The sequence below is a fragment of the Pseudomonas sp. GL93 genome, from assembly GCF_003408955.1.
Taxonomy (GTDB): domain Bacteria; phylum Pseudomonadota; class Gammaproteobacteria; order Pseudomonadales; family Pseudomonadaceae; genus Aquipseudomonas; species Aquipseudomonas paracarnis.
In genome coordinates this window covers 16,917-31,919 of sequence record NZ_NKRF01000131.1, presented here as the reverse complement: position 1 = coordinate 31,919, position 15,003 = coordinate 16,917, and the positions used below count along the sequence as shown (strand labels likewise).

At 58.5% G+C, this 15,003-nt stretch carries 14 protein-coding genes; 7 read left to right on the top strand and 7 right to left on the bottom strand.

Going from position 1 to position 15,003, the window contains the following annotated elements; all coding sequences use genetic code 11:
- Positions 1–6 precede the first annotated feature (6 nt).
- Positions 7–1,944: an ATP-dependent DNA helicase RecQ gene (locus CER19_RS26855; RefSeq protein ID WP_116668588.1), complete on the bottom strand. Its 1,938-nt coding sequence runs from the start codon at positions 1,942–1,944 to the stop codon at positions 7–9.
- A 223-nt stretch (positions 1,945–2,167) separates the two neighbouring features.
- Complete coding sequence (locus CER19_RS26850; protein WP_116668587.1) at positions 2,168–3,343, bottom strand: tetratricopeptide repeat protein; 1,176 nt, start codon at positions 3,341–3,343, stop codon at positions 2,168–2,170.
- Between the two features lie 662 nt (positions 3,344–4,005).
- On the opposite strand from CER19_RS26850, the gene CER19_RS26840 reads away from it, so the two are divergent.
- The 3 genes from CER19_RS26840 to CER19_RS26830 all read left to right on the top strand — a co-directional run bounded on the left by CER19_RS26840 (position 4,006) and on the right by CER19_RS26830 (position 6,165).
- A complete protein-coding gene (locus tag CER19_RS26840) occupies positions 4,006–4,476 on the top strand; it encodes a hypothetical protein (protein WP_116668585.1) in 471 nt (156 codons plus the stop codon).
- 277 nt (positions 4,477–4,753) lie between these two features.
- Complete coding sequence (locus tag CER19_RS26835) at positions 4,754–5,110, top strand: DUF1493 family protein (RefSeq protein ID WP_116668584.1); 357 nt, start codon at positions 4,754–4,756, stop codon at positions 5,108–5,110.
- Between the two features lie 191 nt (positions 5,111–5,301).
- Complete coding sequence (locus CER19_RS26830) at positions 5,302–6,165, top strand: DMT family transporter (protein WP_256660552.1); 864 nt, start codon at positions 5,302–5,304, stop codon at positions 6,163–6,165.
- A 55-nt stretch (positions 6,166–6,220) separates the two neighbouring features.
- On the opposite strand, the gene CER19_RS26825 is transcribed toward CER19_RS26830, so the two are convergent.
- Entirely contained in the window at positions 6,221–7,762 is a 1,542-nt protein-coding gene (locus tag CER19_RS26825) for a phosphoenolpyruvate carboxykinase (protein WP_003187687.1), read from the bottom strand.
- A gap of 179 nt (positions 7,763–7,941) precedes the next feature.
- Positions 7,942–8,844, bottom strand: coding sequence for an Hsp33 family molecular chaperone HslO (gene hslO, locus CER19_RS26820; protein WP_116668583.1), 903 nt, complete (start codon positions 8,842–8,844; stop codon positions 7,942–7,944).
- A 124-nt stretch (positions 8,845–8,968) separates the two neighbouring features.
- On the opposite strand from hslO, the gene CER19_RS26815 reads away from it, so the two are divergent.
- Positions 8,969–9,772 carry a phosphatase PAP2 family protein gene (locus tag CER19_RS26815; RefSeq protein ID WP_116668582.1) on the top strand — a complete coding sequence of 268 codons (804 nt, stop codon included), beginning with the start codon at positions 8,969–8,971 and terminating at the stop codon, positions 9,770–9,772.
- A gap of 75 nt (positions 9,773–9,847) precedes the next feature.
- Here the strand turns inward: CER19_RS26815 and CER19_RS26810 are convergent, their stop codons facing one another.
- Entirely contained in the window at positions 9,848–10,255 is a 408-nt protein-coding gene (locus tag CER19_RS26810; protein WP_003236026.1) for an RNA-binding S4 domain-containing protein, read from the bottom strand.
- Positions 10,256–10,371: 116 nt separating this feature from the next.
- Between CER19_RS26810 and CER19_RS26805 the strand changes: the two genes are divergently transcribed.
- Genes CER19_RS26805 through rimK form a run of 3 tightly spaced genes read left to right on the top strand, consistent with a single transcriptional unit; the run spans position 10,372 to position 12,549 of the window.
- On the top strand, positions 10,372–11,151 hold the full coding sequence (locus CER19_RS26805) for an EAL domain-containing protein (RefSeq protein ID WP_116668581.1): 780 nt from the start codon (positions 10,372–10,374) through the stop codon (positions 11,149–11,151).
- Between the two features lie 46 nt (positions 11,152–11,197).
- Positions 11,198–11,647 carry an ATP-dependent zinc protease gene (locus CER19_RS26800; protein WP_169856571.1) on the top strand — a complete coding sequence of 150 codons (450 nt, stop codon included), beginning with the start codon at positions 11,198–11,200 and terminating at the stop codon, positions 11,645–11,647.
- Positions 11,644–12,549, top strand: coding sequence for a 30S ribosomal protein S6--L-glutamate ligase (gene rimK, locus CER19_RS26795; protein ID WP_003187674.1), 906 nt, complete (start codon positions 11,644–11,646; stop codon positions 12,547–12,549). Before CER19_RS26800 ends, rimK begins: the two co-directional genes overlap by 4 nt.
- Positions 12,550–12,689: 140 nt before the next feature.
- On the opposite strand, the gene CER19_RS26790 is transcribed toward rimK, so the two are convergent.
- Together CER19_RS26790 and ompR are read right to left on the bottom strand one after the other, a co-directional pair.
- On the bottom strand, positions 12,690–14,003 hold the full coding sequence (locus CER19_RS26790) for an ATP-binding protein (protein ID WP_014716473.1): 1,314 nt from the start codon (positions 14,001–14,003) through the stop codon (positions 12,690–12,692).
- A 117-nt stretch (positions 14,004–14,120) separates the two neighbouring features.
- On the bottom strand, positions 14,121–14,861 hold the full coding sequence (gene ompR, locus CER19_RS26785; protein WP_003187669.1) for a two-component system response regulator OmpR: 741 nt from the start codon (positions 14,859–14,861) through the stop codon (positions 14,121–14,123).
- Between the last annotated feature and the right edge of the window lie 142 nt (positions 14,862–15,003).

Here is a 15,003-nt window from a genome sequence, read left to right as displayed (position 1 = left end):
GTCTCGTCAAAGTTGATCCAATTGAGCGTGGGCCCAGTCGCGCACCTCGGCGTAGGGGTAGTCTTCCAGCGCAGCAAAACCCGGAATGCCCCGCGCCTTCAACTTGGTAAACAACGGTACGCTGATACCGCCAAGGAAACGCGTCAAACGCTCCGCACTCGGCAAGTGCCCCGTGTACTCATGATGCCTGTGGATAAAATCACCGCACAGCCCCATGAAGTTTTTATCCACAAGCGGCGGCAGGCTCGGCGGCGCCGGCAGATGGGCGACCTGACCGTGGCATACCGAACAATGCCCGCAACGCTGGGGCGCATTATCATCACCAAAGTAGTGCGCCAGGCGTTGCCCCAGGCAGTGGTCGGTGGCGAACAGGTCGAGCATGGCGTGAATCCGCGCGACCTCCGTCACCTCATGCTGCTTAAAGCCTGTGTATAACTCGGCGCTTAACGCCTGCGGGTCGAAATCGGTGTCGAGCAAACTGTAGACCTCAGTCATCTGCTTGCTTTCCAGCTCTATAAGGCCCTGCTCCTGAAAATAATCCAGCGCCTTCACTACCCGGCTACGTTCGGCATTGTGCTGTTGATAAAGCCCATCGAAATCCACCGTCGCCCAGGTTTTAGCGCGCTTGCACACCTGGATGATCGCCGCGACAAACTGCTGCCGCTCGCCGGAAAAACGCGCCAGCAAGGCTTCAGGTTCGATCAGGTATTTAAAACGGTATTCCGCATAAAACGCATAGCGCGGTGCGATCACGCCCTTGAGCTCCAACTGCACCAAGAGCGTCTTGAGCGGCAGCTCGCGAATATTGCTGTGGTCCGACAGCGACCTGAGTAGAAACTCCCACTGGCCTTCGCTACGCGCGGCCTGCAACTCCTCAAGTACACGACGAATGCCTTCCTGCTCCGGCGTATCACCGTACACAAAGTTTTCCAACACATTGAGGCTGTCGCGGTTGGCCAACACCAGGCAATCCGACGGCTGCCCGTCACGCCCTGCGCGGCCGATTTCCTGGCTGTAGTTCTCGATGGACTTGGGCAGGTCGAAGTGCACGACATTGCGGATGTCACTCTTGTCTATGCCCATGCCAAACGCGATAGTTGCGACAATGCAATTGGAGCGCCCGCCCATGAAACGCTGCTGGATACCCTCGCGTTTTTCGTGGGGCAGCCCCGCGTGATAAGCCTCGGCCTGAATGCCGTGGCGGTTCAGATGCTCGGCAATCTGCTCGGCGGGTTTCTGCAAGGGGACGTAGACGATACTCGGCTGGTTGGCCCGCGCTTTCATCCACTCCCCCAGCCTGCGGCGTTTGTCGTGGCCGCTGACCGGTTCCACCAGCAGGTTGAGGTTGGGGCGATAGAAGCCCGTGGTCACTACATCTTCGGCAGCAATGGCGAACTTGGCCTGCATGTCGGCGATCACCTTGGGCGTGGCCGTGGCCGTCAGCAACAGCGCCTGCGGGATGTTGAACTGGCGCTGGTAGTCCGGCAGCTTCAAATAATCCGGACGGAAGTTGTGGCCCCATTCGGAAATACAGTGCGCCTCGTCCACCACCAGCAACGAGATCTGCACGCTGTTCAGGAAGTTACGGAAACGCTCGTTCTTCAAACGCTCCACGGAAATCATCAGGATCTTGAGCTCGCCCGATCGCGCACGGGCCATTACCTCATTGGCCTCATCACGGCTCTGGGCCGAATCGATACTGCCCGCCGAAATGCCATGGCGCTGCAGGAAACCCAACTGGTCCTGCATCAACGCCAGCAAAGGCGACACCACCAGCGTCAGGTGCGGCAGCAACACCGCCGACAGCTGGTAGCACAAGGATTTGCCCGACCCCGTGGGAAAAATGGCGGCGGCAGAACGCCCAGCCAGAACGGCGCTGACTGTCTCTTCCTGGCCCAGGCGAAAGTGTGGATAACCAAAGACCTGCTGGAGGGTGTCGTGCATAAGGCTGTCACTCCATGACCGCTGAGTTGGCTCAAAAACATAGCCCGGGAATCTCAGCGAATCGAGAAAGGTCGCGAGGAAAAAAGAGACAGGATGATACACAGAGGGAGGGATGGCTCAGGGCCGAAGTGGGACTTTTCTGAGAACGTAACAGGAAGCAGCAGATACAAATGTGGGAGCTGGCAAGCCCTCTCCCACATTTCACAACCGAGCTACAGCTGAATCAGCGGTTCTGCACCCGCTCAATCGCCGTGTCATACACCGGGTTGGCCTTTTGCTCCTTGGCCAACTGGTAGTGACGCAACGCATCCGGGAACTGCCCGGCCGCTTCGTAGATGCGTGCAATGTTGTAGTAAGCACCGGCACGCACGGTCGCGGCATTGGTACCGGTGGCCAGGGCGATAGCCTTGCGGTTGGCCCAGATCGACTCCGCGGTATTGCCAGCTTTCTGATACGCCAGGCCCAGGTTGCCGTAAGCCTTGCCGAAGCTGTTATCCAGCTCGATGGCTTGACGGAAGAAGTCGATGGCCTGGTCCAGGTTACCGGCCTGGTAGGCCGCTTCGCCCTTGAGGTTCAGCTTTTTCGCATCGGCCTGTACCGACGAGCTCACCGTCACGGCGGTGACGGCCACGCTGTCATCCAGCAACGGCTTGACCTCGTTGAGCACATCTTCGGCGCCGACTCTCACGCCGGTGAAGGTGTTGATGTCCTGGAAGTCGCCACTGCCGGTCATGCGGAACACGGTCCACAGGTTGCCGGTGCGGTTCTGCGGCACATAGTAGGTGCGCACCAGGGATTGCCCCATGTACACAAACACCTTGGCCTCACTGTGGGATAACTCGCTAGAGTTGGGAGAGCCACTGTTGGAATAGTCATGCACGGCATAGACGTAGCTTTCGCCGTAATGCTTTTTCTGCAGGGTGATGGTTTCCGGGCCATAGCTGTCGGTGTCATCCACGTCCAGTTCGGCGTCGGTGCCCTTTTTATTGTTGAAGAAGATGTTATTGCCGGGGAAGATCATATGGGAGTCGAGGTCGCGCGGAGCCTTGCCCCAGGTCAACACCACACGCAGGCCGTCGAGATTTTCCATCACCGGGCTGACGGCATAGGTCATGCCTTTGCACGGGCACTTCACCACCAGGTTGGAATAGCCAGGCTTCTTGATGATCAGCAGGTTGCTGGCATCATCAGCCGCCTCGCTGGTCAGCGTGACCTGGCCTTGTGCGTTGGTACGGCCCACCACGTTCTGCGCGCCATTGCGTTGCAGCAACACTTCGGCATCGGCGATTTTCTGATCCTTAACCACCGCGCTCAGCACTTCAATCGGCAACTGCTCTGCCTGGGCAGAAAACGCCACCGCACACAAAGACATCGCCGAGGCGACACGAAGCAAACCCATGCTTAACTCCCTTTAAGTAGTGGGCGGAATCGCCCTACAAGATTTTGCGGTGAAACATACGCTGATTTCAGAGCTTTGGCGGATTTTTTTATAGCAAATGTGATGTGCTTTTTATCCGATCAGGTCGCCATTCCCACATCATCAATGCGTTGTACCTGCTCGTTCAGGACGGCTGTGATTTGCTGGAAGCTACGCAACACGTACAACTGCAACCAACGACCGATCAGCCACCACACAGCAATCCGATACACAGCTAAACCTGTGGGAGCTGGCTTGCCTGCGATGGCGGCTATCAGGCTATATTTATTTCCAAACCTGACACAACGCCATCACGGGCAAGCCCTAATGCCTGTAGGAGCGAGCTTGCTCGCGAAAAACGTTAACGGTAACGCGCGCTTCCTGGATAAACGCGGTGCCTGTGGGTTTTTCGCGAACAAGCTCGCTCCTACAAAAAGCCTTAGGAAAGCCCGGCTCCCACATTTACTCGGCTCTGCCAGCAGAATCGGTATCAAGTCGTCAATGCAGGAAGGCATTGTAAGAAACCAAAAAACGGCGCGTCGTCCGTTTCCCAAACTGCTCCAAACAGTGTCTCACCCCTCTACAGAAACGCCCTTTGACTGGACGAAACTAGCCCCCTCTCCTAACTCTCTCGGCATAATTTTGTGAACATCGAAAGGACTCAGCATATCGGCCACTATGGCGTCACCTTCACAGTGATTCGCTTTACTGTTGCGCCGGACAATCGGCACTTTTTCTCCAACCTATGCCTGCTTGAAGCAAAAACGGCAGCCCAGCGGGTGCGCGATCAATTACGCAGGCTGTACGAAAAAATGCTGGCCAGAGATTTACCATGCGACATGGCAGTTGCGATTTCCCATCCGTTGAGACGGAATCAGGCGGATCGGTTAAACGACCAAAACGTGCTCATCAAACGAATAATTTCCGAAGCGGTTAAAGCGCCGGGGGCTGTCATTTCAACCGCAACCGCTGGTTTCGTTGGCGATACGATTTCCGGCAAGCTTCGCAGATATCACGCGGGGGACATCATCATCGGTCTGGATGCCAGTGTGAGGGGAGGCATAGGACCTCAGCGTTCAACACACTCAATACATGTTTACTCGGACGAGTCTTAGTAACATGGCTTTGTACTTTCAATCGGCTTCTTTTTTCATCATCTATCTGGTGCTGCACTACCAAATCACAGACCCCGCGCTCAGAATGCGCGTCGCACTCACATGCCTCGCTACAGGTCTAGTTCTGACGTTCCTACTGCCCTATGTAGCCGTGATTCTCAGAATGCCCTGGCTACCTGTCTTTGTATGCTTGATAGGCTTGGCTCTCTTCATCACCCGAAACAAATACCGCCTGCAACGTGACAGGCCCCCTCACCCACTCCTGCGTGCCCCCACCATGAACCTGGCCCCCAACTTCCCCGAAGACCCTGTCATGCAGCAACTTCTGCAACTGCTGCATGAAGAAATCGGCTTGCCAAAACACAAGACCATTGGCCTGCACACCTCACTGAACTTCGACCTCGGTTGCGATGGCGCTGAGGCCAAGCAATTCATGGAGGCGCTGGAACAGGATTTCGGGGTCGACCTGGGTGACTACGACGCTTATCGTTACTTCCAGCCGCCGGTGTTCGACGTGTTCCTGAAGCGTCGCGCCAAGGGCCGTGGTGACAAGATCCCGCTGACCATCGGCATGCTCTACCTGGCGATCAAGACCCACTGCTGGGAAACGCAAACGCTGGAAAACCTGAGCTGATTCCAATGAAGGATTTTTTGTAGGAGCGAGCTTGCTCGCGAAAAACTCACAGGCGCCGCGTTCATTCAGCAAGCACGCGTTATCGTTGACGTTTTTCGCGAGCAGGCTCGCTCCTACAGTATTAGGGCAAGCCCGCTCCCACATTGGATCTGCGCTAATCTGGCGAGCCGCATAAATAACAAGGATCGTTCATGGACGTCACAATGGGTCTCCTGGCCGCTCTGCTCTGGGGCGGCACGGACTTTCTGGTGGGCCTCAACGCCCGAGCCGTTGGCGTTAAACGCGCGGTGTATTTCGGCCAAGCCCTCGGCTTTTTGATCATGACCCTCCTGCTGGTCATTTTCCCGGCCTTCCTTTTCAAATCCCTCGATGCGCCTTTAAGCGTCTGGCTTTTGGGTATCGTCGCTGCCCTACTGACCGTGTCCGGCGCCCTTGCGCTGTCCAAAGCCTTTGCCTTGGGCAAAGCGGCCATCGTCGCGCCATTGGTGACCTCCTATGGGGTCGTGACCACCTTGCTGTCCTGGGCCAGCGGTGAACATATCAGCCTGATACAACTGGGCTGCATTGTCCTGTGCGTGATCGGCGTTGTGCTGTCCAGCATCCACAAGGACAACGGCACGCCCCACAACAGCCCGCGCCTGTCCATTGCCTACGCCATGTTCGCCGCAACCTTGTACGGCACCAGTTTCTGGCTGCAAGGTCGCTACACACTGCCGGCGCTGGGGCCAATCACCATGTTGTGGCTGGGCTACCTGGTGGGCTTGTGCGTGCTGGTGGTGATGGTGCTGAAGATCAAGGATGGCTTGAAGATCCCGCCGCTGAAAAACTGCGCGACATTGACCGGTGCGAGCTTGATGAACCTCGGCGGGTTCTCGGCGTTTTCGTGGGGCGCGATGGCCGGCTCGGTGTCGGTGGTGACGGTGATCAGTACGCTCTCTGGAGGGATTGCGGCGATCCTGGGGTTTGTATTTTTCAAGGAACGATTGTCAGCGGTGCAGGTGGCAGGCGTTGTACTGGTGCTGATCGGTGCAGTGGTACTGCACATCGCCGACTAATCGTTCGCACATAAAAAAGCCGCCTAAGAGGCGGCTTTTTTACAACCGGCGAATCTTACAACTTAGGACCCGCCGCCTTGATCGCATCGCTGACTTCAAACTTCTTGAAGTTTTCGATGAACAGGCCAGCCAGCGCTTTCGCGGCTTCGTCGTAGGCAGCCTTGTCAGCCCAGGTGTTGCGTGGGTTCAACAGGCCGGTCTCAACCCCCGGCACGGCCAACGGCACGTCGAGGTTGATAGTGTCCAGGTGTTCGGTTTGCGCACCGATCAACGCACCGCTCTGGATCGCTGCAATCACGCCGCGAGTGGTCGGGATGTTGAAGCGTTTACCAACGCCGTAGCCGCCGCCGGTCCAGCCGGTGTTAACCAGGTAGACCTTGGAGCCGAAACCACGGATACGCTTGATCAGAAGCTCTGCGTATTCCCCAGCCGGGCGTGGGAAGAACGGCGCGCCGAAGCAGGTGGAGAAGGTCGACTTGATGCCGCTGCCCGAACCCATTTCGGTCGAGCCCACCAAAGCAGTGTAGCCGGACAGGAAGTGGTAGGCCGCTTGTTCTTCGCTGAGGATCGACACAGGCGGCAGCACGCCAGTCAGGTCGCAGGTCAGGAAGATCACCGCGTTTGGCTCGCCGCCCAGGTTCTTCTCGGAACGCTTGGCAACGTGCTCCAGCGGGTAGGCGGCACGGCTGTTCTGGGTCAGGCTGACGTCGGCGTAGTCGGCGTGCTTGGCCTCGTCGATCACGACGTTTTCCAGCACCGCGCCATGCTTGATGGCTTTCCAGATAACCGGCTCGTTCTTCTCGGACAGGTCGATGCACTTGGCATAGCAACCGCCTTCGATGTTGAACACCACGCCTTCGCCCCAGCCGTGCTCGTCGTCACCGATCAGGTAACGGCTTTCGTCGGCGGACAGGGTGGTCTTGCCAGTGCCGGACAGGCCGAAGAACAGGGTCACGTCGCCTGCTTCGCCGATGTTGGCGGCGCAGTGCATCGGCAGCACGTCGGCAGCCGGCAACAGGAAGTTCTGCACCGAGAACATGGCTTTTTTCATTTCACCGGCGTAACGCATGCCGGCGATCAGGACTTTTTTCTGTGCGAAGTTGAGGATCACGCAACCGTCGGAGTTGGTGCCGTCACGCTCAGGCACGCACTCGAAGTTAGCTACGTTGAGCACTTGCCACTCGTCACGACCGGCCGGGTTGTACTGGGCCGGGTTGATGAACAGGCAACGACCGAACAGGTTCTGCCACGCGGTCTGGGTGGTCATTTTCACGGCCAGGTAGTGGTCTTCTGCGGCCCCTACGTGAACATGGGAAACGAAATGCTCTTGCGCGTTATTGAAGGCCTCGACGCGAGCCCACAGGGCATCGAACTTGTCGGCCGGGAACTTGCGGTTGATCGGGCCCCAGGCAATGGCGTCCTGGGTGGACGGCTCTTCAACGATGAAACGGTCAACCGGCGAACGACCGGTGCGGTGACCGGTTTCTACGACCAGCGCGCCAGTATCGGCAAGCACGCCTTCACCGCGCTGCAGGGCTTCTTTGACCAGATCGTCAACACTCAGATCGGTGTATACGGCGTTATTGGCTTGCGTCATGAGGTTCCCCGTCGGCCTATGGCCGAGTGCTCCAAACGTTTTGTAGTAGAAAGTTGCGCACTACTACCGCGAAAAAAGTGGGCCGGATTATGCCAGAAAAGCCCAAAAAGAGTAGGGCCCTCCCGTCAGAACACCTCTAATCCGGCGTTTGTCAGGTGATTTACCTGTGCTTAAACGTTTTAGTGGCGGGTGTCGGAAGGGGTGTCGATGCCTGCGCCAGCGAACAACTGCGCTACATCAGCCGCATCGAAGAGGTAGCGCTGGTTGCAGAACTGGCAGTCGATCTCGATATGGCCGCCATGCTCTACCACCAGGTTTTGCGCATCTTCCAGGCCCAGGCTGACCAAGGCATTCGCGGAACGCTCGCGCGAGCAGCTGCAATTGAAGCGCAGGCCCTGTTCGTCAAACAGGCGCACGGCCTCTTCGTGGTACAGACGATGCAGGATGGTTTCGTTGTCCAGGCCCAGCAATTCTTCAGCGGTCAGCGTACCGGCCAGAGCGGTCAGCTTGCGCCAGCTGTCGGTGCGCTCATCGTCGTCCTTGATGCGGTCGGCCGGCAGTTGCTGCAACAGCAGGCCGCGGGCGCGCTTGCCGTCGGCATTGAGCCAAAACTTGGTGCCGACTTGCTGGGACATCACGAAATAGTTGGTGAAGCAGTCCGACAGGGTCTCGCCGTCGAGGTCGACGATGCCCTGGTAGCGCTGGCCTTCCGTGGGGTCGACAGTGATTGCTAGTACACCGTCGGCCATCAGGTCGGCCAGGGTAGCGTCAGGCGCGATCCGCTCGGCGTCGTAACGGGCCAGGCCTCGGATTTCTCGCTCGCTGGAGCACTCGATCATCAGCATAGGCACCGGGCCTTCGGAACGCGCCTGCAGGATAAGCAAACCGTCGAATTTCATCGTACCTACCAACAGCGCAGCCGCCGCCATCAACTCACCGAGCAGTTGCGCGACCGGCTCCGGATAAGCGTGCTTGGCGAGGACTTCGGCATAGCTGCGCTCCAGGGAAACGAGTTCGCCGCGGGCGTCGTTCTCGTCGAAGATGAAGCGTTGGGTGAAGTCGGTATCCGGTAGATCAGTCATAGGTCTGGGTATCTGAAGTGATGACAAAATGATTACAAGGTTTATAAAATTAAACGCTTTAGCACCATCTTGGTGCGACTTCTCCTGAATTCAAGGAGCTGAATAGAGCGATGAGGGACAGTTTATGAACAATCCGGGTTTGTTCCAAGCCAACTGGAACCTCCGGCGATGGGCTCTTTGCAATCTACTCGCTATCGGGCTGCTGTGTTTTTGGCTGTGGCCCACGGGCCAGATGCTCTGTGTGATTTTCGACGAGTGGCTATTTCATCTGCTCAATGGCCCATTGGCCACGAACTCGACCTGGTTGCATGTATGGGCCGTGGCCAGCCTGCGGCCCTTTGATGCAGTGGTCGGCGTGATTTTGCTGGCACTGCTGATTCGCGGCGACTGGGTGTTCAAGACTGTGCAGGTGCGCCAGGCGTTTTTTGGCTTCCTCGGCATTCTGCTGCTGTTGCTGTTTATCCGCATGCTGTTTTCCAAACTCGCGGCGCACATGGGCTGGCAGCACAGTAGCCCGTCGATGATCATCAGCGGCGCGATTCAAATGAGCGACTTTTTCCCAGGGCTGGAGAAAACCTGGGAATTGAAGGACCGCTCGAGCCAGAGCTTCCCCGGCGACCATGCTTCAGTGCTGTTGATCTGGGCGATGTTCATGAGCGTGTTCGCCCGGCGCATCGGCCAGGTGCTGGTGATCTGGGGCCTGGCGCTGCTGTTCATGATGCCGCGGCTGGTCGCGGGCGCGCACTGGGGACAGGACGACTACATCGGTGGCGTACTGCTGGCGCTGTTGGCGTTGGGCTGGGGGTATTACACGCCGTTTGCGGCGAAGGTGTCGGGCGCTTTGTTGCGGATGACGGCGCCGCTTTTCGAGCTACTGAGCAAGTTGCCCGTTATTGGACGGTTGAGTGTCATGCGCACAACTCCGTAACCCCCCAGGGCTAAAAGTGGGAGCGGGCAAGCCCGCTCCCACATTTGATCGAGTTTGCATGGGCGACTCGTGCAATCAATCGTCATTGCCGCTGCCGCGAAATTTGAACAGATCGCGGCGCTGCTTCTTGCTCGGCTTGCCGTCAGTGGTCAGGCCTGAAGCCCCTGCCTTGCGCATGGCCGCAGCGTTTTCGCGCTTGGCGATGCTGGCTTCGGTCTCGGCATACAGTGCCTGCGCTTCAGGCGCGCCGCGGCGGACGATGGAAAGCGCCTGTACCACGATGGTTTTTTCATCAAAGCCTGTACGAATCTGAAACTCGTCGCCGACGCGCGGCTCCTTTCCCGGCTTGCAGCGCTCGCCGCGATGATGCACCTTGCCGCTCTCGATAGCGGCCTTGGCCAGAGCGCGGGTCTTATAGAAACGCGCTGCCCACAACCACTTGTCCAGCCGAACCTTCTCTTCCTCTTCCTGCTTTTGAGCCACTTGAATTCCTCGCTCTGAAAAATGTCGCAACCTTACCGTTGAAACCCTTCGACGCATAAACCCCAAGGCTCACCTAAGATACGCCAGGTAGCACCCTGTTTTCGCGAGGATACGCTGTGACCGACTTTCCCCTTTCACTCACCTCGCCCAACCAGCGGTGCGTGGGTTGCCAGCAAAGCGAGCCGCTGGGGTTCGATTTTGCGTTCGCCTACCAGCCTATCGTAGACCTGCGTGACCATTCGATATTCGCCCACGAAGCCTTGGTGCGCGGCACCCAGGGAGAAGGCGCGGTGTCAGTGCTGGCTCAGGTCAACGAAACCAATCGCTACCGCTTCGACCAGCGCTGCCGGACCAAAGCCATCGCCGGTGCCGCTGCCCTGGGCATGCAGACTCACCTTTCCATCAACTTCATGCCCAATGCCGTATATCGCCCGGAACTGTGTATCCGCAGCACGCTGGAGGCCGCCCGGGCGCACAATTTCCCGCTAGACCGGCTGATTTTCGAGACCCTGGAAAGCGAGCACGTAGATAACTATCGCCATTTGACGAATATTCTGCGTGAATACCGCGAATTCGGCTTCAAGACCGCCATCGACGATTTCGGCGCGGGCTATTCGGGGCTGAATCTGCTGGCCGATTTCCAACCTGACTTGATCAAGCTCGACATGGCGCTGATTCGCGATGTCGACCAGGATCGTGTCCGTCAGGTGATCGTCCGGGGGATTGTCACAATCTGTGAGCAGTTGGGGGTTACTGTCATCGCCGAAGGCATCGAAAGTGCCGGCGAGCGCGACTTCCTATCCGACTGCGGAATATTTCTGATGCAGGGTTTCTGGTTCGCCAAGCCTGCATTCAAAGCGTTGGCTGAGGTATCTCCTCAAGCCTGGGCGAATTGACCGGTTAACCCTATTGAAGACATTTGACCATTTGACCGTTGTGGGTCTGCGTGAATGGGTGGCGCTTCCCGACTTGGGAGTAGCGGGCCTGCGCGCGAAGATCGACACCGGCGCCAGCACCTCAAGCCTGCACGCCACCGATATCGAGCCCTTTGAGCGCGACGGTGAAAAGTGGGTGCGTTTTACCGCGCACCTGGGCAGCGTGGTGCAACTGCGTCACCGGCGCTGCGAGGCACCCCTGGTGACGATGAAAACCATCAAGAGCTCCAACGGCCATGCACAGGTGCGCTACGTGATCAGCACCACCCTGGCCCTGGGTGATCGGGTGTGGCGGGTGGAGTTCACTCTCGCCTGCCGCAAAGCCATGCGTTACCGCCTGCTGCTGGGCTCCAAGGCGCTGATTGACGGCCAGTTGGTGGTCAATCCCGGCCTCAAGTACGTTCAAGACAAGCCGGTGTTCCCGGTCTCCACTATTTCTGCCCCAGGTGCTGCATGAAGATTGCTGTGCTGTCGCGAAACCCGCGTCTGTATTCCACCCGCCGCCTGGTCGAGGCCGGCACTGAACGTGGCCATGAAATGGTGGTGATCGACACGTTGCGTGCCTACATGAACATTGCCAGCCACAAGCCGCAGATCCACTACCGGGGCAAGCCCCTGGAAGGCTTTGATGCGGTGATCCCGCGTATCGGCGCTTCGGTGACGTTCTATGGCTGCGCGGTATTGCGCCAGTTTGAAATGATGGGGGTGTTTCCGCTGAATGAATCCGTGGCCATTGCACGCTCGCGGGACAAGCTGCGCTCCCTGCAACTACTGTCGCGCCGGGGCATCGGCCTGCCGGTCACCGGTTTTGCCCACTCCCCGGATGACATTCCCGACCTGATCGAGATGGTCAATGGCGCACCGCTGGTGATCAAGGTGCTGGAAGGCACCCAGGGCATCGGCGTGGTGCTGTGTGAAACAGCGACGGCGGCGGAGTCGGTGATTGAGGCGTTCATGGGCCTCAAGCAGAACATCATGGTGCAGGAGTACATCAAGGAAGCTGGCGGTGCGGACATTCGCTGCTTCGTGGTGGGCGACAAGGTGATTGCGGCCATGAAGCGCCAGGCCAAGCCCGGTGAGTTCCGTTCCAACCTGCACCGTGGTGGCAGCGCCAGCCTGATCAAGATCACCCCGGAAGAACGCATGACCGCGTTACGGGCAGCCAAGGTGATGGGGCTGAGCGTGGCGGGTGTGGACATCCTGCGCTCCAACCATGGCCCGCTGGTGATGGAAGTGAACTCATCGCCGGGCCTGGAAGGAATCGAGACCACCACGGGTAAGGATGTGGCGGGGATCATCATTCAGCATCTGGAGAAGAATGGCGGGCCGAATATGACTCGGACCAAGGGAAAGGGCTGAATACCCACATCTGCCACACGCCGCAAACCACTGTGGGAGCTGGCTTGCCTGCGATGACGCCGGTACATTCAACATCGTTGTTGACTGAACTACCGCTATCGCAGGCAAGCCAGCTCCCACATTTGCGTTCAGATTGCTTGTTAGACCGCGTCTCTAGGCAGCATCAACCCCAACGGCAGCCGCACCCGTGCTTCCAACCCGCCGCCTTCCCGGTTGCGCAACTCAACATTGCCGCCATGCATCGACGCAATCCGCCGCACAATCGCCAACCCCAACCCGGTGCCCTTGCCTCCTCGGGCGCGGTCGCCACGGGTGAAGGGGTTGAAGATACCTTCCAGCTCAGCCGGGTCGATTCCTGTGCCACGGTCCATCACGCTTAGCACCACGTAAGGTGCTGCACTGTCGCCAGAAACGTACGCCGCCACTTCCACATCGGAACCAGCATGGTGCAAGGCGTTGCCAATCAAGTTGTTCAGCAGGCGCTTCATCGACACCCGGCGTAATGCGAACGGCTGGATCGGCTCCAGGCGCGTGCGCACCTGCTCACCGTTCTGGTTATAGGGCGCAACCACCTCACGCACGAGTTCCGTGAGGTCGACCTCCTCGACCACCTCATCCCGCCCGTCGCGGATGAACGCCAGGAACTGGTCCAGGATGGCGTCCATGTCTTCGATGTCGCGCACCATGTCATCGGTGAGGTCGGTATGGTCACCCATCAATTCCAGGGACAAACGCAAACGCGTCAGCGGCGTGCGTAAGTCATGGGACACCCCCGCCAGCATCAACTCGCGCTCGCGCCCGGCCTGTTCGACGTCTTCTGCCATCTGGTTGAATGCGCCGTACACCTCGGTCATCTCACTGGGCGTGTCGCTGACCGGCAGACGCACACTGCGCCCCTGGCCCAGTTGGCGAGCGGCAAACACCAGGCGCTTGAGGGGCTGGTTGAGCTGGCGGACAAAGATCCACGCCGACGCCGTTGAGAGCAAGCCAATAGCCAGGAACCAACCCAACACGTTCCAGATTTTTTGCCCACGCAGAGGGTGCGGATAAAGCGGAACCTTGATCCACGCATCCCCCAGGCTTGGCGCTCGCACCCACAGCGCAGGCGAAACATGCATACGCAGCCGCACCTCGGTGTCGGCGCCCAATTCTGCCTGCATCTGGCGCTGGTAAATCTCGCTGTAGGGCCAATGTTGCTCGCCTTCAGGCACACCGGCGCCGTCAACTCGAGTCAGGGTCGATGCCTTGGCTACTTTTTCGCGGTTCTCAGGGTCTACCGCCCAGTAACCACGCAACGTCAGGGCGACGCCATGGCTGTACTGCCGATCCACCAGCACGTCTTCGTTCATCAACAGATAAACCAGCGTGAGCGCCTTGGAAAACAGAACGACAATAAGCACCAGCCAGAGGGTGCGGGAGAAGAAACTTTGCGGGAACCACAGCGGGGTTTTCATAGATGAAAGCTGCACACCTTGCAGGAACGAGCGGTGCTCGCAGAATTGCAGACGCCGGGCATCCCGTCGACCCTCATGGGGTCAAACGCCAGGATACCCGCCCCTGCAAATCATCGGTCACTTGGTTGCGGTGCCATCCGGCACGAACACATAACCCACACCCCACACCGTCTGGATATACCGCGGCTTGGACGGGTCCGGCTCGATCATCCGGCGCAGTCGGGAAATCTGCACGTCGATGGAGCGCTCCAGTGCGTCCCATTCCCGGCCACGGGCCAGGTTCATCAGCTTGTCACGGGTCAGCGGCTGGCGAGCGTTCATCACCAAGGCCTTGAGCACTGCGAATTCACCGGTGGTGAGCATGTGCACTTCTTCACCGCGCTTGAGCTCACGGGTGGCCAGCGACAGTTCGTAGTCGCCAAAGGTGACGCTTTCGTCTTCGCTGCCCGGTGCGCCCGGTACCGCCGGTGCCTGGCGACGCAATACGGCCTTGACCCGCGCCATCAGCTCATCGGGGTTGAAAGGCTTGGCCAGATAGTCATCAGCACCCAGTTCCAGGCCCTTGATACGGCTCAGTTCATCGCCCTTGGCGGTGAGCATGATGATCGGGATCTGGTTGTTAGCACCGCGCAGGCGTTTACAGGCAGTAAGGCCGTCTTCGCCGGGTAGCATCAGGTCGAGTACGACCAGGTTGAAGACTTCACGCCCTAACAGGCGATCCATCTGCTCGGTGTTCGGCACCGCCCGGGCCCGATAGCCCTTGGAGTTGAAAAAACGCTCCAGCAGGCTGCTCAGCCCCGGATCGTCATCAACGATGAGAATTTTTTCGCCTTCAGCAGTTTGTGCGGTGCTGCTCATTGGATGCTCCTCTTATCTCGGCGCGCATTATGGCGTAGCTGCCGTTATACGCACCGTGTGCATTGTTAGCAGATTTTTCATCTACTGCCAGCGAACCCGCGCCCTGCAACCTGCGGCGCAGTACCCCCGAAGGGCAGAACGC

Excerpts from the sequence above, each read along its gene's own strand:
- CER19_RS26835 (WP_116668584.1), top strand. The coding sequence starts at position 4,754 with ATGAACCTGGCCCCCAACTTCCCCGAAGACCCTGTCATGCAGCAACTT.
- CER19_RS26830 (WP_256660552.1), top strand. The coding sequence starts at position 5,302 with ATGGACGTCACAATGGGTCTCCTGGCCGCTCTGCTCTGGGGCGGCACG.
- CER19_RS26815 (WP_116668582.1), top strand. The coding sequence starts at position 8,969 with ATGAACAATCCGGGTTTGTTCCAAGCCAACTGGAACCTCCGGCGATGG.
- CER19_RS26825 (WP_003187687.1), bottom strand. The coding sequence starts at position 7,762 with ATGACGCAAGCCAATAACGCCGTATACACCGATCTGAGTGTTGACGAT.
- rimK (WP_003187674.1), top strand. The coding sequence starts at position 11,644 with ATGAAGATTGCTGTGCTGTCGCGAAACCCGCGTCTGTATTCCACCCGC.
- CER19_RS26790 (WP_014716473.1), bottom strand. The coding sequence starts at position 14,003 with ATGAAAACCCCGCTGTGGTTCCCGCAAAGTTTCTTCTCCCGCACCCTC.
- hslO (WP_116668583.1), bottom strand. The coding sequence starts at position 8,844 with ATGACTGATCTACCGGATACCGACTTCACCCAACGCTTCATCTTCGAC.
- CER19_RS26850 (WP_116668587.1), bottom strand. The coding sequence starts at position 3,343 with ATGGGTTTGCTTCGTGTCGCCTCGGCGATGTCTTTGTGTGCGGTGGCG.
- ompR (WP_003187669.1), bottom strand. The coding sequence starts at position 14,861 with ATGAGCAGCACCGCACAAACTGCTGAAGGCGAAAAAATTCTCATCGTT.
- CER19_RS26855 (WP_116668588.1), bottom strand. The coding sequence starts at position 1,944 with ATGCACGACACCCTCCAGCAGGTCTTTGGTTATCCACACTTTCGCCTG.